General features: G+C 73.1%; 17 protein-coding genes. 9 read left to right on the top strand and 8 right to left on the bottom strand.

The annotated features are described in order from the left end of the window. Nucleotides 1-19: 19 nt before the first annotated feature. From ACH4KB_RS31025 to ACH4KB_RS31040, 4 genes are all read right to left on the bottom strand, one after another. Nucleotides 20-1,495 carry a GntP family permease gene (locus tag ACH4KB_RS31025; RefSeq protein ID WP_398069357.1) on the bottom strand — a complete coding sequence of 492 codons (1,476 nt, stop codon included), beginning with the start codon at nt 1,493-1,495 and terminating at the stop codon, nt 20-22. Between the two features lie 521 nt (nt 1,496-2,016). Next, entirely contained in the window at nt 2,017-2,427 is a 411-nt protein-coding gene (locus ACH4KB_RS31030) for a RidA family protein (protein WP_097933002.1), read from the bottom strand. Nucleotides 2,428-2,433: 6 nt separating this feature from the next. Then, the gene (locus ACH4KB_RS31035) at nt 2,434-3,192 is read right to left on the bottom strand and encodes an IclR family transcriptional regulator (protein ID WP_007460289.1); all 759 of its coding nucleotides are present in this window, start codon (nt 3,190-3,192) and stop codon (nt 2,434-2,436) included. Next, complete coding sequence (locus ACH4KB_RS31040) at nt 3,189-4,373, bottom strand: sugar kinase (RefSeq protein WP_398069209.1); 1,185 nt, start codon at nt 4,371-4,373, stop codon at nt 3,189-3,191. The genes ACH4KB_RS31035 and ACH4KB_RS31040 overlap by 4 nt, the downstream gene beginning before the upstream one ends. Nucleotides 4,374-4,465: 92 nt before the next feature. Between ACH4KB_RS31040 and ACH4KB_RS31045 the strand changes: the two genes are divergently transcribed. After that, on the top strand, nt 4,466-5,854 hold the full coding sequence (locus ACH4KB_RS31045; protein WP_398069211.1) for an alanine racemase: 1,389 nt from the start codon (nt 4,466-4,468) through the stop codon (nt 5,852-5,854). A gap of 51 nt (nt 5,855-5,905) precedes the next feature. Continuing rightward, entirely contained in the window at nt 5,906-7,537 is a 1,632-nt protein-coding gene (locus ACH4KB_RS31050) for an amidohydrolase family protein (protein ID WP_398069213.1), read from the top strand. Between the two features lie 16 nt (nt 7,538-7,553). Here ACH4KB_RS31050 and ACH4KB_RS31055 read toward each other — a convergent pair whose 3' ends face one another. Then, on the bottom strand, nt 7,554-8,402 hold the full coding sequence (locus ACH4KB_RS31055) for a siderophore-interacting protein (protein ID WP_398069215.1): 849 nt from the start codon (nt 8,400-8,402) through the stop codon (nt 7,554-7,556). An 85-nt stretch (nt 8,403-8,487) separates the two neighbouring features. Here ACH4KB_RS31055 and ACH4KB_RS31060 point away from each other — a divergent pair, with 85 nt between their 5' ends. Next, entirely contained in the window at nt 8,488-9,303 is an 816-nt protein-coding gene (locus ACH4KB_RS31060; RefSeq protein WP_398069217.1) for a TetR/AcrR family transcriptional regulator, read from the top strand. Between the two features lie 57 nt (nt 9,304-9,360). Here ACH4KB_RS31060 and ACH4KB_RS31065 read toward each other — a convergent pair whose 3' ends face one another. From ACH4KB_RS31065 to ACH4KB_RS31075, 3 genes are all read right to left on the bottom strand, one after another. Continuing rightward, entirely contained in the window at nt 9,361-10,221 is an 861-nt protein-coding gene (locus ACH4KB_RS31065) for a serine protease (protein WP_398069219.1), read from the bottom strand. 135 nt (nt 10,222-10,356) lie between these two features. Further along, complete coding sequence (locus tag ACH4KB_RS31070) at nt 10,357-10,875, bottom strand: winged helix-turn-helix transcriptional regulator (RefSeq protein ID WP_398069221.1); 519 nt, start codon at nt 10,873-10,875, stop codon at nt 10,357-10,359. A 132-nt stretch (nt 10,876-11,007) separates the two neighbouring features. Then, nucleotides 11,008-11,343 carry a hypothetical protein gene (locus ACH4KB_RS31075; protein ID WP_398069223.1) on the bottom strand — a complete coding sequence of 112 codons (336 nt, stop codon included), beginning with the start codon at nt 11,341-11,343 and terminating at the stop codon, nt 11,008-11,010. 179 nt (nt 11,344-11,522) lie between these two features. On the opposite strand from ACH4KB_RS31075, the gene ACH4KB_RS31080 reads away from it, so the two are divergent. From ACH4KB_RS31080 to ACH4KB_RS31105, 6 genes are all read left to right on the top strand, one after another. Next, complete coding sequence (locus tag ACH4KB_RS31080; RefSeq protein WP_398069225.1) at nt 11,523-12,335, top strand: arylamine N-acetyltransferase; 813 nt, start codon at nt 11,523-11,525, stop codon at nt 12,333-12,335. A gap of 378 nt (nt 12,336-12,713) precedes the next feature. Beyond that, entirely contained in the window at nt 12,714-13,925 is a 1,212-nt protein-coding gene (locus ACH4KB_RS31085; RefSeq protein ID WP_398069227.1) for a pyridoxal phosphate-dependent aminotransferase, read from the top strand. A 161-nt stretch (nt 13,926-14,086) separates the two neighbouring features. Beyond that, nucleotides 14,087-14,485 (top strand): hypothetical protein, encoded by a 399-nt coding sequence (locus ACH4KB_RS31090; protein WP_398069229.1) that lies wholly within the window; start codon nt 14,087-14,089, stop codon nt 14,483-14,485. Between the two features lie 159 nt (nt 14,486-14,644). After that, nucleotides 14,645-15,733 carry a hypothetical protein gene (locus ACH4KB_RS31095; protein ID WP_398069358.1) on the top strand — a complete coding sequence of 363 codons (1,089 nt, stop codon included), beginning with the start codon at nt 14,645-14,647 and terminating at the stop codon, nt 15,731-15,733. A gap of 173 nt (nt 15,734-15,906) precedes the next feature. Next, the gene (locus ACH4KB_RS31100) at nt 15,907-17,172 is read left to right on the top strand and encodes a toxic anion resistance protein (protein WP_398069231.1); all 1,266 of its coding nucleotides are present in this window, start codon (nt 15,907-15,909) and stop codon (nt 17,170-17,172) included. A gap of 83 nt (nt 17,173-17,255) precedes the next feature. Continuing rightward, nucleotides 17,256-18,875, top strand: a complete 1,620-nt coding sequence (locus ACH4KB_RS31105; RefSeq protein ID WP_398069233.1) for a substrate-binding domain-containing protein — start codon at nt 17,256-17,258, stop codon at nt 18,873-18,875. Nucleotides 18,876-18,879: the final 4 nt, after the last annotated feature.

An 18,879-nucleotide genomic window follows, 5' to 3' on the forward strand; every position in this document is an offset into this window, starting at 1 on the left:
TCCCGTAGTCCCGGCGGGGTCAGATGACCAGGCTGAGCAGCGCCGCGACGACGAAGCCGGCGACCGAGAGCACCGTCTCCAGGACGGTCCAGGACTTCAGGGTGTCGCGCTCACTGATGCCGAAGTACTTCGACACCATCCAGAAGCCGCCGTCGTTCACGTGCGAGGCGAAGATCGAGCCCGCCGAGATCGCCATGATGATCAGCGCGAGGTGGGCCTGGGACAGGTCCTGGCCCTCGACCAGCGGGACCACGATGCCGGCCGTCGTGACGATCGCGACGGTGGCCGAGCCCTGGGCGACGCGCAGGACGACCGAGATCAGCCAGGCGAGCAGGATGACCGGCAGGCCGACGTCGTTGAAGGTGTCGGCCAGCGCGTCCGCGATGCCGCTGCCCTTGAGGACGGCGCCGAAGATGCCGCCCGCGCCGACCACCAGCAGGATGTTGCCGACGGGCTTGAGCGAGGACGTGGAGACCGATTCCAGGGACTTGCGGGACCAGCCGCGCCGGATGCCCAGCAGGTAGTACGCGAGGAACAGGGCGATCGTCAGGGCGACGAACGGGTTGCCGAAGAACTCGACCACCGAGCGGAGCGTGGAGGGGTCCAGGGCGATGGAGGAGAACGTCGCGGCGAGGATCAGGATCAGCGGGGTGCCGATGATCGCGAGGACCGTGGAGAGCGGGACCGGCTTCTCGTGCGGGGTGACCCCGGCGGCGCGCTGTTCGGCGGCGACGGCGGCCTTGGCCTCCTCGGCGGCCTCCACCATGTCCTGCGGGACGTCGACGAAGATCCGCTTGCCGATCCAGGCGGCGTACGCCCAGGCGGCGAGGACCGACGGGATGCCGACGACGACGCCCATCAGGATGACCCAGCCGAGCGAGACGTTGAAGAGTCCGGCGGCGGCCACCGGTCCCGGGTGCGGCGGCAGGAACGCGTGGGTCATCGACAGGCCCGCCAGCAGCGGCATCGCGTAGAGCAGGATCGATTTTCCGGAGCGCTTGGCGGCGGCGTACACGATCGGCGCGAGGACGAAGATGCCGACGTCGAAGAAGACCGGGATGCCGAAGACGAGGCCCGTCATGCCCATGGCGAGCGGGGCGCGCTTCTCGCCGAAGGCGTTCAGCAGGCGCGCGCTCAGCACCTCCGCTCCGCCGGACACTTCGAGGATCGCGCCGAGCATGGTGCCGAGCCCGATGATGATCGCGACATGGCCGAGGATGCCGCCCATGCCGGACTCGATGACCGAGACGGCGGCGGATTTCTGCACGGTGCCGAAGAGTTCGGTGACCGAGAGTCCGGCGCCGAGGCCGACGGCTATGGAGACCGCGAGCAGGGCGACGAACGGCTGGAGCCTGACCTTGATGATCAGGAAGAGCAGGAGGGCGATGCCGAGGGCGGCGACGGTCAGCAGACCGGCGGTGCCGTCGATCAGGAGAAGCAGACCACCGGTGTGCGGTGGCGCCTCGACCGGCGGCGGGGTGGCGGCGAGCAGCATGGGAACTCCGGTGGTGCTGGAGGGCAGGGGGGAGCGCGGCACGGCGCCCCCGGGGAGCGGGGCGCCGTGCCGTACGGCGTGCTGGAGCGGTCCTGCGGGTGGGACGAAGCGATCAGGGGGGCCTGCGATCAGGGGGGACGGGGGTCGGCGGGCCGGGGTGGCCGGCGGGCCGAGGTGGCCGGCGGGCCGAGGTGGCCGGCCGACCGGGGTAGTCGGCCGACCGGGGTAGTCGGCCGACCGGGGTAGTCGGCCGACCGAGGTAGTCGGCCGACCGAGGGGGTCGGCCGACCGGGAGGACGGCGTGGCCGGGGTGGTCGACCGACCGAGGTGGCCGGCGGGCCGAGGGGGTCAGCGGACCTGGGTGGTCAGCGAACCGGGGCGGTCAACCGACCGAAGAGGTCAGCGAACCGGGGCGGTCAACCGACCGAAGAGGTCAGCGAACCGGGGCGGTCAACCGACCGAAGAGGTCAGCGAACCGGGGTCGTCAGCCGGCCGAGGGGGCGGCGGCGTGGCCGGGGTGGTCAGCCGAGCACCGCGAGGGCGTCGATCTCGATGAGCAGCCCCTTGGGCAGGCCGACGTAGACCGTCGTGCGGGCCGAGGGGGCCTCCTTGAGGTTCTGCTCGGCGAAGTACGTGTTGTAGATCTCGTTCATCTCCGCGAAGTGGTCCACGTCCGTGAGGTAGACGCGCATCATCATGACGTCGTCCCAGCTCGCGCCACCCTCCTCCAGGATCGCCTTGACGTTGGCGAAGGTCTGGAGGGTCTGCTCGCGGAGCGTGGGGCCGGCGGGCGTCGGGGCCTGGCCCGCCACGGCGGGGAGGAAGCCGACCTGGCCGGCGACCTGGAGGATGTTCCCCTTCTTCACGCCGTGCGAGAACTTCGCGGGCGGCGTGGTGTGGGTGGAGGGGGTGAGGGCGGTCTTCTCGGTCATGGCTGATCAGGCTTTCTTGGGTCGGGTGGTGCCGGAGTACTCCCGGCTGATGGTCTCGGCGGTGCGCCGGACCAGTGGGAGCAGGGTGAGGAGTTCCTCGGCCGTGACGACCACATTGGGTGCGGACACCGACATGGCCGCGACGACCCGCCCGTCCGCGCCGCGAATGGGGGCGCCGATGCAGTTGATGGACTCCTCGTGGCCACCGAGGTCGGTGGCCCATCCCTGTTCGCGGACGACGGCGAGCTCCTTGAGGAACGCGGCGGCGTTGGGCGTCGAACGGGACGTGTACATGGGGTAGTCGAGCTTCTCGGCGATGACGCGCCGCTCGGGCTCGGTGAGGTCGGCCAGCAGCAGCTTGGCCACGGCCGCGACGGTGATCGCGACGGGCTTGCCGATCCGTGAGTACATCCGGACCGGGTAGCGGCTCTCGACCTTGTCGATGTAGAGGACTTCCTGCTCCTCGTACACGGCGAGGTGGACGGTGTGCCCGCACCGGTCGTTCAACGCGACCAGGTGGGAGTGGGCGATCTCGCGTACGTCGAGGTTCTCGACGGCCTCCTGGGCGAGCGCGAAGAGCCGGGCGCCGAGGCGGTAGCGCTGGTCCTCCTGCCGGTAGACCAGGCCGTGCTCGTGGAGCGTACGCAGCAGACGCAGCGCCGTGGACTTGTGGACGCCGAGCCGCTCGGCGACCTGGCCGAGGTCTGCGGGTCCCTGGGCGAGCAGCGGCAGGATGCTGAGTGCCCGGTCGACGGTCTGGCTCATGGTGTGCGTACCTCCTCGGGAGCCCGGTCGGCTGCGGTCCAGCCGGGGCCGAGACGAAGTCTCCCCCAGGCGTCGTCGTCGAGGGCCGCGAGGCGGTCGGCGTGGTCGCGGGCGGGCGGGTCGGTGAGGTCGCCGGGGACGGTGAGGACGGCGGCGGCCATGAGGTGCCCGTGCCGGACCCGGTCCCGCACGGGCAGCCCGCGCAGGGTGGCGGAGAGGAACCCGGCGGCGAACGCGTCTCCGGCCCCGACGGCGGCCACGACGTCGACGCGGAGGGCGGGGACGAGAGTGACGGTGTCGGCGGCGAACGCAGCGCCTCCGGAGGCGTTCTCGGCCCCTCCGGCACCCGACGAGCGGGCCCCGCCGCCCTCCGTGGAGCGCGAGGCCGGGGCATTTTCAGCCCCTCCGGCGATGGAGGAGCGGGGTCCGGGGCGGAGCCCCGAGGCGAACACCGTCGCGCCCGCGCTCCCCCGCTTCACGACGACCACGGCCGGCTCCGGCAGCGCCGCCCGGATCGCCTCCGCGCCGACGATCCCCCACGCCTCCTCCGCCTCGTCCTCGCCGACGAACACGAGGTCGGAGCGGCGGGCCAGCTCCAGCAGCACGGAGGCGTCGCCGCCCCGCCACAGATGCGGCCGGTGGTTCACGTCGAACGACACCAACGGGCGCCCCGGCCGCGCGGCCGTGAGGTCCCGCAGCAGCGCCAGGCAGTCGGCGGACAGCGCGGCCGTGATCCCGGACAGGTGCAGGACGCGGCCCGCGAGGAGGTCCTCGTACGGCACGTTGTCCGGGGACATCGCGGAGGCGGCGGACCCGGCCCGGTAGTAGGCGACCTCGTGGGTGTCGGTCCCGCGATCCGTGGCCGTACGGAAGTAGATGCCGGTCGGGCGCACCGGATCCCGGCGGACGGCCGAGGTGTCGACCCCGTACGACGCGATCGTCTCGACGAGGTGGTCGCCGAAGCCGTCCGCGCCGACCCGGCCGACCCAGGCCGCCCGGTGCCCGGCGGCGGCGAGCGCGCAGGCCACGTTGGACTCGGCGCCGCCGATCCCGCGCCCGAAGGAGGGCACGTCGGCGAGGCGGCCGGGCTGCGAGGGCAGGAACGTCACCATGGACTCACCGAGACAGACGACATCGGTGCTCGCGGCGGCGTCGGCCGTGCCTGCTGCGGGTCCGGACACTGGAGGGCTCCTCGCTGATCGGCGTGCGGGCCGGTGGTCACCATTGACCGGGCATCGGCTCGGATGTTAGACAGCGTTGAGCGATATACGCAATGGGTGTTGCATATGTTGCAACGAACTTCGAGGAGCTCCCCTTGACAGCCGAACGCGCCGGACGCCCCACCGGCCACACCGCCTCCCCCACGCCTTCCGCCCCCGGCGTCTCCCCCGCGTCCCTGGCGTCCGGCCTCGCCGACGAACGCGTCGACCACCGCTTCAAGGCCCTGCCGCCGGACGCGGAGGGCCTGACGGTCGGGGCGCTGGCCGCCGAACGCCGCAACCTCTTCACCGGCGGGTTCACCACCCCCGTCCTCGCCCTCTCCGCCGAGTCGGTGGCCCACAACCTCGACCTCCTGGAGACGTACGCCGAGCGTCACGGCCTCGCGTTCGCCCCGCACGGCAAGACGTCCATGTCCCCGCAGCTCTTCGTGGACCAGCTGAAGCGCGGCGCGTGGGGCATCACGGCGGCCGTGCCGCACCAGGCCCGGGTCTACCGGGCGTACGGCATCGGGCGGATCTTCCTCGCCAACGAGCTGGTCGACGCCGTCGCCCTGCGCTGGCTGGCCGGCGAGATGACGGCCGATCCGGAGTTCCGCTTCGTCTGTTACGTCGACTCCGTGCGCGGCGTCGAGCTGATGGAGGCGGCCCTCGGCTCGGCGGGCGCCACCCGCCCGGTCGACGTGGTCGTGGAGCTGGGCGCGGGCGAGGGCGCGCGCACCGGGGCCCGCACGGAGGCCGACTGCGCGGCGGTGGCCGACGCGGTGGCGGCGGCCGGTTCGCTGCGGCTGGTGGGCGTCGCCGGGTACGAGGGCGAGGTGCCGGACGCCGACCCGGAGCGGGTACGGGAGTGGCTGCGGCGGCTCGTCGGGCTCGCGGCCGACTTCGACGCGGCCGGCCGGTTCTCCGGCGCCGAGGAGATCGTCGTCAGCGCGGGCGGCAGCGCCTGGTTCGACGCGGTCGCGGACGTCTTCACGGAGATCCCCGAACTGAGCGCCCCGGTCCTGAAGTTGCTCCGCTCGGGTGCGTACGTCTCGCACGACGACGGGCACTACAAGCACCTCACCCCGTTCAACCGCGTCCCCGAGGAAGGTGCACTGGAGCCCGCCTTCCGCCTCTGGGCGCAGGTCGTCTCCCGCCCCTCCGGTGAGCAGGCGTTCCTGAACGCGGGCAAGCGCGACGCGGCGTACGACCTCGATCTGCCCGAGGCGCAGGTGGTCCGCTCCGGCCGGGACGGCTCGGTCAGGACCGCCACCGGGGTCACCGTCACCGGCCTCTCCGACCAGCACACCTGGGTGCGCACGGAGGGGGGCACGGAGCTGGAGGTGGGCGACTGGGTCGGCATGGGTCTCTCGCACCCCTGCACCAGCTTCGACAAGTGGCAGCTGATCCCGCTGGTCACGGCGGACGGCACGGTCACCGACTACATCCGCACGTTCTTCTAGATCCGTGGGCCCGAGACATCCCCGCCCCCTCCCCGATCGGAAAGGCGACCCATGGACCTGGTCCTGCGTGACGCGCTCGTCGTCGACGGCACCGGCGCGCCCTCCTACCGCGCCGATGTGGCCCTCGACGGCGGCCGCATAGCCGCGATCCATCCCGAGGGCTCCGCCGGCCCCCGCCCCACCGCCACCCGGGCCGTGGACGCGGACGGCCTCGCGCTCGCCCCCGGCTTCATCGACATGCACGCCCACAGCGACCTGGCGCTGCTGCGCGACCCCGACCACAGCGCGAAGGCCGCGCAGGGCGTCACCCTGGAGGTGCTGGGCCAGGACGGGCTGTCGTACGCCCCGGCCGACGACCGCACCCTCGCCGAGGTCCGGCGCTCCATCACCGGCTGGAACGGCGACGGGAGCGACATCGACTTCGACTGGCGCACCGTCGGCGGCTATCTGGACCGCCTCGACCGGAACTTCGGCGGCCAGGGCATCGCCGTGAACGCCGCCTACCTCATCCCGCAGGGCACGGTCCGGATGTACGCGGTGGGCTGGGACGACCGGCCCGCCACCGACGCCGAACTGGCCCGGATGAAGGAGCTGGTGGACCAGGGCATGCGGGAGGGTGCGGTCGGCATGTCCTCGGGCCTCACCTACACGCCCGGGATGTACGCGGACGACGCCGAACTCACCGAGCTGTGCCGGGTGGTGGCCCGCCACGGCGGCTACTACTGCCCGCACCACCGCAGTTACGGGGCCGGTGCGCTGGAGGCGTACGAGGAGATGGTGCGGCTCACCCGGAGCGCCGGCTGCGCCCTCCATCTCGCCCACGCCACCATGAACTTCGGCGTGAACAAGGGCAGGGCGCCGGATCTCCTCGCCCTGCTCGACGGGGCGCTCGCCGCCGGGGCCGACATCTCGCTCGACACCTACCCGTACACCCCGGGCTGCACCACGCTGGTGGCCATGCTGCCGAGTTGGGTGAGCGAGGGCGGGCCGGACGCGATCCTCGCGCGGCTCGCGGACGCGGAGAGCGCGGAGCGGATCCGGCACCACCTGGAGGAGCTGGGCTCGGACGGCTGCCACGGCGTGCCGATCGAGTGGGACACCATCGAGATCTCCGGCGTCGGCGCACCGCACCTGGCCGAGTACGTGGGGCGCACGGTGGCGGAGTCGGCGGCGCTGCGGGGCGAGGAGCCCTGGGTGACCGCCCGGCGGCTCCTCACCGAGGACCGGCTCGGGACGACGATCCTCCAGCATGTGGGCCATGAGGAGAACGTCCAGCAGATCATGCGGCACCCGGTGCACACCGGAGGCAGCGACGGCATCCTCCAGGGCGACAAGCCGCACCCCCGGGCGTACGGCACGTTCCCGCAGTATCTCGGGCGGTACGTCCGGGAGTTGGGCATCCTCTCGCTGGAGGAGTGCGTCGCCCGTCTGACCTCGCGCCCGGCCGCCCGGCTGCGGCTCGCCGACCGGGGCCTGGTGCGCGAGGGCTACCGCGCGGACCTGGTGCTGTTCGACCCGGAGACGGTGGCGGCGGGCTCCACGTTCGAGGAGCCGCGCGTCCTCCCGGTCGGCATCCCGCATGTGCTGGTCGACGGCCGTTTCGTCATCGAGGACGGCAGGCGGACCTCGGTGCTGGCGGGCCGGGCGGTCCGGGGAGCGGGTGCCGGGGCGGGGGCCGTCTGAGGGCTCTTCGCGAAGCCTACGAGGCGTCCGCCGCGCGTTCCGCCGCCCAGGCGAGGTCCTCCTCGGTGGGGGCGTCGTCCTGGGTGAGCGCGCGCCGCCAGTAGCCGCTGAACTCGACGGCGGCCTTGGGCAGTCGGCGCTCCTCCACCAGATGGCGGCGGAGCGCCCGGACCGCGGAGGACTCGCCCGCCACCCAGGCCGCGTCCACCCCGTCGAGCGCCGGTCCGGCCTCCCGCACCGCCGCCGGCAGCGAGTCGCCCCGGTCCCGGTGCACCCACCGGACCTCGGACCCACCGGCGGCGGACGGCAGCTCCCGCTCCTCCCCCGCGTCCGCCACCTCGGCGAGGACCACGGCCCCGGTTCCGGCGGGCAGCGCCTCCAGCACCGTGGCGATCGCCGGGAGCGCCGTCTCGTCCCCGGCGAGGAGCATCCGCCGGGCGACGGGCAGCGGCCGGGCGTAGAGGGAGGACGGGCCGACCATGCCGAGGACGTCGCCGGCCCGGGCCGCCGCACCCCAGCGGGACGCGGGGCCGCCGGCGCCGTGGAGCACGAAGTCCACAGTCATCACGTTGCGTTCGCGGTCGTAGGCGCGGACGGTGAAGCTGCGCATCCAGGGCCGCTCCGCCTCCGGGATCGCGAGGAGCGCCTCATACCAGCGCATGCCGTACGGGTCGTCCTCGGCCGGCTCCGGCAGCCGGGGCACGGTCTGCCCGGCGCGCGGCAGGCAGAGCTTCAGCTGCTGGTCGGGACGGTCCTCCAGCAGGCCGGGCAGTTCGTCGGCGGTGAAGCCGATCCTCGCCGTCCCGGGGGTGATCCGCTCGACGTCCGTGACCCGCACCCAGTTGACCGGCAGTGCCTGGCTCATCGTGCCCGACCTCTCTCCCACGCTGATAACTTACGGCGTAATGAGTTACCCCCCGGACGTTACTTTACGTCGTAAGGAGTCGCAAGTGGTGGTCTTCGCCGGACAGGGCGACCCGCGCCGTTCCCTCTCCCTCCTGTGGCGCGCGGACACCCCGCCCCCCACGCGCGGCGGCCCGGGCCCCAAGCCCCGGCTGAGCGTCGACGCGATCGTGACGGCCGCCGTGGCGCTCGCGGACGAGGAGGGGATGGGGGCTCTGTCGATGCGCGCGGTCGGCGACCGCCTCGGGCGCACGGCGATGGCGCTCTACACCTACGTCCCCGGCAAGAGCGAGCTGCTGGACCTGATGTACGACGCCGTCCACGCCGAACTCCCCGCCGCCGGGCCGGAGCCGGCGGACTGGCGGGCGGCGCTCACCGCCTGGGCCGGGGAGATCCTGGAGTTCTACGTCCGGCACCCCTGGGTGCTCCAGGTCTCGCAGGCGCGCCCGGTGCTGGGGCCGCACGAGTACGCGGGCCTGGACACGCTGGTCGTCCTGTTGCGGGCGACCGGCCTGGAGGCGGGGTCGCTGCGGCGGCTGGTGGGGACCCTGTACCCGTATCTACGGGGGTCGGCGCAGGTGGTGGCCGACGCACGGCTGGCCGCGGCGGCGACCGGGAGCTCCGACGAGGAGTGGTGGGCGGCGCGCTCGGCGGCCCTGGCGGAGCTCGTCCCCGACTTCGCGGAGCGCTTCCCCGCCGTGAGCCGGCTGGAGGCGGACGGGCCGGTGGAGCCGTACCCGGCCGCGGGAGAGGGCGCGGAGGCCGTGCCGTATCCGGAGCGGGAGGCCCGGGAGGCGTTCCGGGTGGGGCTCGGGGTGCTGCTGGACGGGATCGAGGCGGCGCGCGCCCGGCGGCCCCGGTAGTGGTCGGGGCCGCCGGGCACGCGCCGGAATCACCGTTGGCCACTGCCGTTGCCCCGGTTACGGCCTGGGCAGCGCACAGCCCTCGCGGGTGAGGTCGATCGCGCTGCCGGCCCCTATGCACGGGACCATGTTGTACGTCTGCTGGGCGTAGTTGATGCCCTCGCGGACGGTCACCTCGCCGTTCTCGTCGACCTCGCACGGGTTGTTGTCCGTGCACTCCTGGCCGCTCTCGTTACCGGTGTTGTTGACGGCGACCACCTTGCCGGTGGCGTCGTCGATCACCGGCGAGCCGGACGTACCGCCGATGGTCCGGCACTCCGGGGTGTAGCGGACCGAGTCCTTCCAGGTCCACCGGCCCTCCTTGAGCTGGTGGACGAAGCCGTCGATGTCGCAGCTGTAGGTGCGCTTCCAGTAGCCGGAGGCGACCGTGATGGCGGTGCCCGCCGTCGGGTGGGCGGTCTCCAGCTCCAGCGCCCGGATGCCGTAGCGGCCCTCGATCTGCTGGTAGGTGCTGGTGAGTTCGTAGAGCGAGAGATCGGTGTCGGTCATGGTGCCGTACGCGATCTTGCTCGCCTTCAAGGTGCCGACACCTCTGCCCGAGGCGTTGAGCAGGGTGAACGTCCGGGAGGACGGCTGGTCGACCACGACCTCGCCGGGGCCCGGGAAGCCGGACTCCATGCAGTGCCCGTTGGAGAGCACGAGGGCGGGGTCGGTGGGGGCGGCGTCGGGGGTACGGACGACGGAGCCCGAACAGTTGCTGAGCGCGACGGTCCCGGCGAAGGTCACAGCCTTCGCGGCGGGGTCGGCCTGGGGCGCGGCTTCCTGTGCCCGCGGCGCGGGTGCGGCTGCGGCGACGGGCGCGGCACCCGCTCCCAGGAGCAGGGCAGCGAGAAGCGCACCGGCGAGAGGCTTGTTCATGTGGGGGGTCCCCTCCAGTGGTGCCAAGGGCCGGAGATCTTCCGGCTTTTGACATGCGCATGTTGGCGCAGATGTCAGGCCATCACAAGGGGACCCCTCACCAAGGGCCGGTTCCGGCCGCGGCCACGGCGTTCGCTACCTCAGCCCCACCACGGCCTCGGGAGCGGCCCCGCCGCGGGCCCCGGCGCCGACTCCGGCCTCGAACGCCACACCAGCCCCCGCGCCGACTCCGGCCTCGAACGCCACACCGGCCCCCGCGCCGACTCCGGCCTCGAACGCGACACCGACCCCCGCGTCGACCACCCCATCGGCTCCGGCCTCCTCCGCGCCGCGACAGACGTGGTCGCGCCCCCACTGCGCCAGCGGTCCCAGCGCGGCGTTCAGCGAGAGGCCCAGGGGGGTGAGCGAGTACTCCACGCGCGGCGGCACTTCGGCATACACCTCGCGGTGCACGATGCCGTCGTCCTCCAACTCCTTGAGATGGGAGCTGAGCACCTTCTCGGTCACCCCGGTCACGGTCCGGCGCAGCTCACCGAAGCGGCAGGTCCGCTCGTTCAACGCCCACAGGATGAGCACCTTCCACTTGCCGCCGATCACGTCGATCGCCGCGTCGATCCCGCAGACGAAAGCCCCCGGCCTTCGTACGATCCGCATCGTCCGCCCTCCCCTGCCTGGTCGCCGACCGCGAGCCGACCACCACTCCACGTGGGCACTTGCCACCCCCCGGCACCTTCGACCAGCCTAAACGGCACGTCCGACAACCATGCCGATTCCGCTCGGCCCGCCTCAGACCCGCGCCTCCGCCGCCTCCGCCGCCTTCGCGTACGTCACCGCTTGGAGCAGCGTCAGCCCGGGTTCGGCCCGGCGCAGGATCTTGATGGCCGCCACGGAGTCCGCCGGCCCCTGGTGTCCGGCGGCGGCGAGCCGCTGCCGCACCCACCGGCCGCGCAGCTCCTCGTCCGGGCGCGCGGCGGCGTCCTCGGCCACGAGGAGGGCGCGCTCCAGTCCGGGGCGCTCGGAGTCGGTGGCGGTCTCCAGCGCACGCCGGAGCCCGGCGACGACATCGGGGGCGTCTCGGAGGACGAGTGCGGCGAGGGGCTGGGGCTTCCGGAACATGCTCATGTGATCACCGCTACCCGGCCCCGCCCGGGTCTCACCCGAGTTGAGCAAGATCTGAGCGAGCCACGCCTCCCGCCACCTGCGTGGACCCGGGTCTCGGCCCTGGGACCGAGGCCGTGCGGTCACGCACTTCGGTCCGTGGTCGGAGGCGTGCCCGCGCCCCGGCTGCGTACGGTCGGCGTATGACTCTCGACCTCGACGCGTACTTCGCCCGTATCGGCTGGACCGGAAAGCCTCGCCCCACGCTGGAGGTTCTGCGGTCCCTGCACCGCGCCCATCTGACCGGCATCCCGTTCGAGAACCTGGAGGCCGTCCTCGGCTCCGCCCCGTCGCTGGCAGTCGACGACCTGGAGGCGAAGCTCGTGCGCGGCGGGCGCGGCGGGTACTGCTACGAGCACAACACCCTCTTCTCCGCCGTGCTGAGGCAGATCGGCTTCTCCGTGACGCCGCTGACGGCCCGAGTGGTGCTGGGCGCCGCGCCGGGCGACGTCCGGCCCCGTACGCACATGCTGATGCGGGTGGATGTGGCGGGCGAGCCGCACCCGTATCTGGCGGATGTCGGGTTCGGGGCGGCCGGCGCCCTGCTGGAGCCGATCGAGCTGGTGGAGGGCGCCGAGCTGTCCGACGTGCCGCGCCGCCACCGACTGGTCCACGCGCCGCACCACGGCCCGCTGCCGCTGTGGGAGCTCCAGAACGGCCAGGGCGGGTCGTGGGAGCCGCAGTACGACTTCACCCTGGACCCGTACGAGAAGCCGGACTACGAGGTGATCAACTGGTTCATCGCGACGCACCCGCGCTCGCCGTTCCGGCAGGCGGTGTACGCGCAGCGCACCCGGATCGGCTCCCACCTCGCGCTGTCGGGGCTCGACCTGGTGGAGACGGCCGACGACGGCACGATTCAGGAGCGGCGGCTGAAGGACGGCGACGAGGCGCTGCGTGTCCTGGCGGACGACTTCGGCATCCGGCTCCCGGAGGGCGTCCGGCTGCCGGAGTGACGAACCCCGGCGGCCGGAACGGGCACGCCGGTACGCGTCGGGTGTGGGGACGGCCTGGACGACAGGCGCCGGAAGGGGCACGCCGGTACGCGTCGGATGTGGGGACGGCCGGGACGACAGGCGCCGGAAGGGGCACGCCGGCCCGCCGTGCTCGGCACAGGGACCCGGTACGGGCACCCGCGTGGCGCATCTCACCCGCTCCGGCCGCCCACGCCCCGTTTCCAAGCCGCGACGCCGCCCCGACCGGGCGATCCCACGGTCCGGGGCGGCGGCGGGCATGGCGATGGAAGTCGGGGCGGGGCGGGGAGGCGCCCCGGAGGGAGTACGCCGGGAGCAATCCCCGCGCACCTCGCGAAACGCCGCCGTAAGCTCGCGGACATGCAGGTCATCCAGTCCACGAAGCTCTCCAACGTCTGTTACGAGATCCGGGGTCCCGTGCTGGAGGAGGCGATGCGGCTGGAAGCGGCCGGTCAGCGCATCCTCAAGCTGAACACGGGCAACCCCGCCGCGTTCGGGTTCGAGTGCCCGCCGGAGATCCTCGAGGACATCCTGCGCAATGTCGCGGGCGCGCACGGTTACGGCGACGCGAAGGGCCTGCTGTCCGCGCGCCGTGCGGTGATGCAGCACTACCAGACCAAGGGCATCGAACTCGACGTCGAGGACATCTACCTGGGCAACGGCGTCTCCGAGCTGATCCAGATGTCGATGCAGGCGCTGCTGGACGACGGCGACGAGGTGCTCGTACCGGCTCCCGACTATCCGCTGTGGACCGCGTCGGTCTCGCTGGCGGGCGGGACGGCCGTGCACTACCGGTGCGACGAGCAGGCCGACTGGATGCCGGACCTCGCGGACGTCGAGCGGAAGATCACCGACCGCACCAAGGCCCTGGTGATCATCAACCCGAACAACCCGACCGGCGCCGTGTACGACGACGAGATGCTGCGCGGTCTCACCGAGATCGCCCGGCGGCACAACCTGATCGTCTGCTCCGACGAGATCTACGACCGGATCCTCTACGACGGCGCGACCCACACCCCGACGGCGGCGCTGGCCCCGGACCTCATGGTGCTGACCTTCAACGGGCTCTCCAAGAACTACCGGGTGGCCGGCTACCGCTCCGGCTGGATGGCCGTCTGCGGACCGAAGGCGCACGCCACCTCGTACATCGAGGGGCTGACGATCCTCGCCAACATGCGGCTCTGCGCCAACATGCCCTCGCAGCACGCGGTGGCGACCGCGCTCGGCGGGCGGCAGTCGATCCAGGACCTGGTGCTGCCGGGCGGCCGGATCCTGGAGCAGCGGGATGCGGCGTACGACCTGCTGACCTCGATCCCCGGGGTGACCTGTGTGAAGCCGAAGGGGGCGCTGTATCTCTTCCCCCGGCTCGACCCCAGGGTCTACAAGATCAAGGACGACCGGCAGATGGTGCTGGACCTGCTGCGGGCCGAGAAGATCATGGTCGTGCAGGGCACCGGCTTCAACTGGCCCGAGCCCGATCACTTCCGGATCGTCACGCTGCCGACGGTCGAGGACCTGACCGACGCGGTGACCCGGATCGGCACCTTCCTGGACGGCTACGGACAGCCGTAGCCGGTCAGGGACAGCCCTGGCCGGTCAGGGAGAGCCGTAGCCGGTTACGGACAGCCGTAGTCGGTTACGGACAGCCCTGGATCCATCACGCTTCCGGATCGAGCACAACTTTAGACTCATTCCAATGTAGGATGGTTCCACGCACCATCGGGAGGCCATCCATGTACGAGCCGATCCGCAGCCCCTCGGTCCACACCCCGGCCGACGGAGCGGACTTTCCGCACCGCAGCCGCGAGGAGGAGCTGGACATCCAGCTCGCCGGGCACCTGGCCGCCCTCCTCGCGGTCACCGACGAGCTGGGCCTCACCGGGCCGGGCGACCGGATCGCCGAGCAGGTGGCCCGGCTGCGCGGCGCCCCGCCCGCCCGGCACGCCGGTCTGACCGACGCCGCCCCCGCGGTCCTCCACCGCCGCGCCCACGCCCTCGCCGGCCGCGCCCTGCTGGTGGCGGCGTCCCGCGCCGACACGACCGCCGCCATCCTCTCCGCGATACGGATGGACGCCCACACGGCGGCCCTCGCCGACCCCGCCCTCTCCGGGCAGCTGGTCGGCGCCCACTGACGGCCCCGGTCCGCGTGCCGTCGAGGCGCGCGGACCGGGCGCCACGCCCCCCGCCCCGCCGGGGCCGTTGCGTTCTGGGATGACCCCTTCATCTTCCGTCCACCCAACTCGGCCCGGAATGTGGGTTTCCGCGAGCACGCTGCGCGGGTGAGACGCATCGTGGGAATCGTCCTGGCGGTCGTGCTGATCGCCGGTGTGGCAGCGGCCGTCGCCCTGGGCCGCGACAACGGGGACAGCGGCACCGCCGCGAAGACCGTGCGCGGAGTGATCGGGTCGGAGAAGGCCGAGTTCTTCGCCGACCCCGACACCGTGAAGGCCCTCGCGGCCAAGGGATTCACCGTTCGGACGGAGACCTCCGGGTCCTGGGCGATGGACCGACTGCCCCTGAAGGGCCACGACTTCGCCTTCCCCGGCTCCAAGGCCCCGGCCGATGAGCTGCGTCGGGGAGCCGACGCCCAGGGCGGCCCGCTGCGGCCGTTCTACTCGCCGCTCGTCGTGGTGGCCCATCGCAACGCGGCCGAGGTCCTCGCGGACAACGGACTGGCCCGGCTGCGGGCCGCCGACGGGTCGAAGTTCACCACGCAGGGGACACTGCTCATGGGCCCCTACCTCGCGGCGGCCGAGGACGACCGGACCTGGCAGCAGCTCAAGGGAGCTTCCGGGCATGCCGAGTTGAGCGGCACGGTGTTCATCACGAGCACCGACCCCGTCACCTCCAACTCCGGCGCGCTCTACCTCGCCGCCGCCTCGTACGTCGCCGACGGCGGCCGGGTCGCCGCGGACGCGAAGGCCGTGGAGCGCACCGCACCCCTCATGCGCAAGCTCGTCCAGGTGCAGGGCGCGCAGCAGACGAGCAGCGACGCGCCGTTCCGCGACTTCATCAGCGGAGTGGGCAACCCTCTCGTACTGGTCTACGAGTCGCAGGTGGCCTCCCTCCTGATGAGCAGTCAGCGACAGGAGATCGGCGACCTCGTCGTCCTCTACCCGGACACCACGGTCTCCAGCGACCACACCCTCGTACCGCTGACGGACCACGGCCGCGAGCTCGGCGAGCTGCTGTCCACCGACCCCGGACTGCGGAAGCTGGCGGTACGGCACGGTTTCCGACCCCAGGGTGCGGCGGCCGAGTTCATCACCGCGACCGCGGATCACACCGCCTACATCGACCAGCGGCTGACCGGCGTGCGCCAGGCGCCCGTGCCCACCGCGGAGGTGTTGCGCTCGATGGCACGGAGGGCTCGCGGCTGACGACGCTCCCCGCCCCGTCCCCGCGGCCCGCCCGCACCCGCCCGGTTCCCGCGGCCCCGCCCGCACTCGGCCACCCGGCCCGCGCCCGCACCAAGCCACCTGTTCCCGCGGTCCCCGGCAGCCGGGCCTGTTCCCGGCTCCGGACCCGCACTCGCAGCCCAGGAGACCGCCCCATGCCCCAGGACGCCGGAGCCCGGAACGCCGGGCCCCAGGACGCCGGAGCCCAGCACCCCGGGCCCCAGGACCCTCGACAGCCGTACGACCCGCCGACCACCCCGCTCGTGCTCAGCCCGCCCGCACCCGTCGCACCCGTCCGCGCCGAGCAGGCCGCCGGGCTCGTCCCGGTCGACGAGGCCGTCCGCGCCGGCCTGGTCCGGCGTGCCGAGGAGTACGTCGAGGGCCTCGCCGGGCTCGACGCCCGCTCCCCCGAATTCGGCGCCCGGGTCGGCGAGATCGCCGCGCTCGGGCAGGGCGACATCCGCGGTGCCGCCCAGCAGTCCAACCGGATGCTGGACCGCACCGTCCGCGCGCTCGCCTCCGGCGAGGGTGACGCCCCGGCCCGGGTGGGGGCCTCGCTGGTCGAGCTGCGCCGCACGGTGGAGGACCTCGATCCGCGCGACACCCCGGGACGCGGGGCCCGCCGGCTGCTGTCCCGGCTGCCGGGCGGGCGCCGGCTGCGCGACCACGTCGCGAAGTACGCCTCCGCCAGGGGGACCCTCGACCGGATCGTCGGATCGCTCCGCGGCGGCCAGGACGAACTGCGCCGCGACAACGCCGCGTTGCACACCGAGCGCACCCGCCTCTGGGAGTCCATGGGCAAGCTCCAGGAGTACGCGGTGCTCACCGAGGCCCTCGACGGCGTGGTGGAACGGCGCGTCGCGGAGGCCGAGGCGGCGGGCGATCCGGTGCGGGCGGACGCGCTGCGGGCCGACGTCCTCTTTCCCGTGCGGCAGAAGCACCAGGACCTGCTGACCCAGATCGCGGTCTGCGCCCAGGGGTACCTGGCGATGGACGTCGTGCGGCGCAACAACGACGAGCTGATCAAGGGCGTCGACCGGGCGGCCACCACCACCGTGTCCGCGCTGCGGATCGCGGTGATGCTGTCCTCGGCTCTGGAGAACCAGCGGCGGGTCACCGAGCAGGTGCAGGTGCTCCGGTCGACGACCGAGGACCTCATCCGGGGCAACGCGGAGATGCTCGCCACGCAGAGCGGGGAGATCCAGCGCATCGCGGCCGACCCCGCGGTCGGCGTCGAGACCCTGCGCACCGCGTTCGGGCAGATCTACGCGACGCTCGACGCCATCGACACGTACAAGGCGCGGGCGACCGGGGCCATGGCGGCCACCGTGGAGTCGCTCACCGCCGAACTCCAGGAGGCCGGAGCCCGGCTGGAACGCAGCCGAGCGACGGATGCAGCGCTGGACGGGGGCCACTCATGAACAGCCGCGCGACGGATCCGGCACTGGACGGGGCCGCACATGAACAGCCGCACGACGGACGCAGCACCGGACGGGGACCGCACATGAACAGCCGCCCGAGGAAGGGCTCCCCGGTCCGGCGCGTGCTCCTCCCGCTGCTGGCCGCGGCCCTGATCGCCCCGCTCGCCGCCTGCACGACGGACCGGGACGACGGGCGGGGCACCGGCCGGGGCGGCGGCGACGGGCAGCCCCGGACGGGGACCGTCCGCGTGCTGGCCTCCAGCGAACTCAGCGACATGGGGCCCCTGTTGGAGAAGGCGCGCGAGGCGACGGGGATCACCGTGCGGCCCACCTGGGCGGGCACGCTGGACGCCGTGGAGCGCCTGGCGTCCGGAAAGGCGGACGGCGCGTTCGACGCGGTGTGGCTGTCGTCCAACGACTATCTGCGGCTCGACCCGGAGGCCGCCCGCCGGATCGCCTCCGAGACCCCGCTGATGGCCTCCCCGGTCGCGCTCGGGGTGCGGCCCGAGACGGTACGGCGGCTCGGCTGGGATGCCGGGGCGGTCAGCTGGGCGCAGGTCCACCGGGCCGTCTCGGCGGGGGACCTCACGTACGGGATGACCGACCCGAGCCGCTCCAACTCCGGGTTCGCCGCGCTGATCTCGGTGGCGTCCGGGCTCTCCGGCGCGCAGGCGGCGCTCACCGACGCCGACGTCCGCGAGGCCGGGCCGAAGCTGAAGGAGTTCTTCGCCGGGCAGCGGCTCACCTCCGGCTCCTCGGGGTGGCTGGCCTCCGCGTACGCCCGGCGCTCCACGGTGGACGCGCTGATCAACTACGAGTCGGTTCTGCTGTCCCTGAACCGGGACAGCGGCGCCGGGCTGACGGTGATCCGCCCCCGCGACGGGGTGGTGACCGCCGACTACCCGCTGAGCACCCTCGCCGGGGCCACGCCCGACGCCCGGGACGCCGTGCGGACCCTGACCGAGCACTTCCGGTCCACCGCCGTGCAGCGGGAGATCACCGCGCTGACGCTGCGCCGGCCGGTCGTCGCCGGCGCGCGCCCCGCCGATCCGCTCTCCCCCGAGCAGCGCCGCGAACTGCCGTTCCCCGGTACGCGGTCGGTCGCCGACGGGCTGCTGTCCTCGTACGAGCACCGGCTGCGGCGGCCGTCGCGGACCGTGTACGTACTGGACACCTCCGGGTCGATGGCGGGCGCGCGGCTGGCCCGGCTGAAGTCCGCGCTCAACGGGCTGACCGCCGGCTTCCGGGAGCGCGAACAGGTCACGCTGCTGCCGTTCGGGTCCACCGTCAAACAGGTCCGTACGCACACCGTCGACCCGGCGGACCCGAAGGCGGGCCCGGCGGCGATCCGGGCGGACTCCGCGGCGCTGACCGCCGAGGGGGACACCGCGATCTACTCGTCCCTCGCCGCCGCCTACGACCACCTCGGCCCGGACACCGAGTCCGCGTTCACCTCCATCGTGCTGATGACGGACGGCGAGAACACGGCGGGCCGGTCGGCGGCGGAGTTCGCGGCGTTCTACCGGGCGCTGCCCGCCGCCCGCCAGGTCACCCCGGTGTTCCCGGTCGTGTTCGGCGACTCCGACCGCTCGGAGCTGAAGGCGATCGCCTCGCTGACCGGCGGCCGGCTCTTCGACGGGACGAAGGAGAAGGGTCCCGGTTCGCTGGACGCGGCGTTCGAGGAGATCCGTGGCTACCAGTAGAAGC

This window comes from Streptomyces sp. NPDC017520 (assembly GCF_044329855.1).
In the GTDB taxonomy this organism is placed as follows: domain Bacteria; phylum Actinomycetota; class Actinomycetes; order Streptomycetales; family Streptomycetaceae; genus Streptomyces.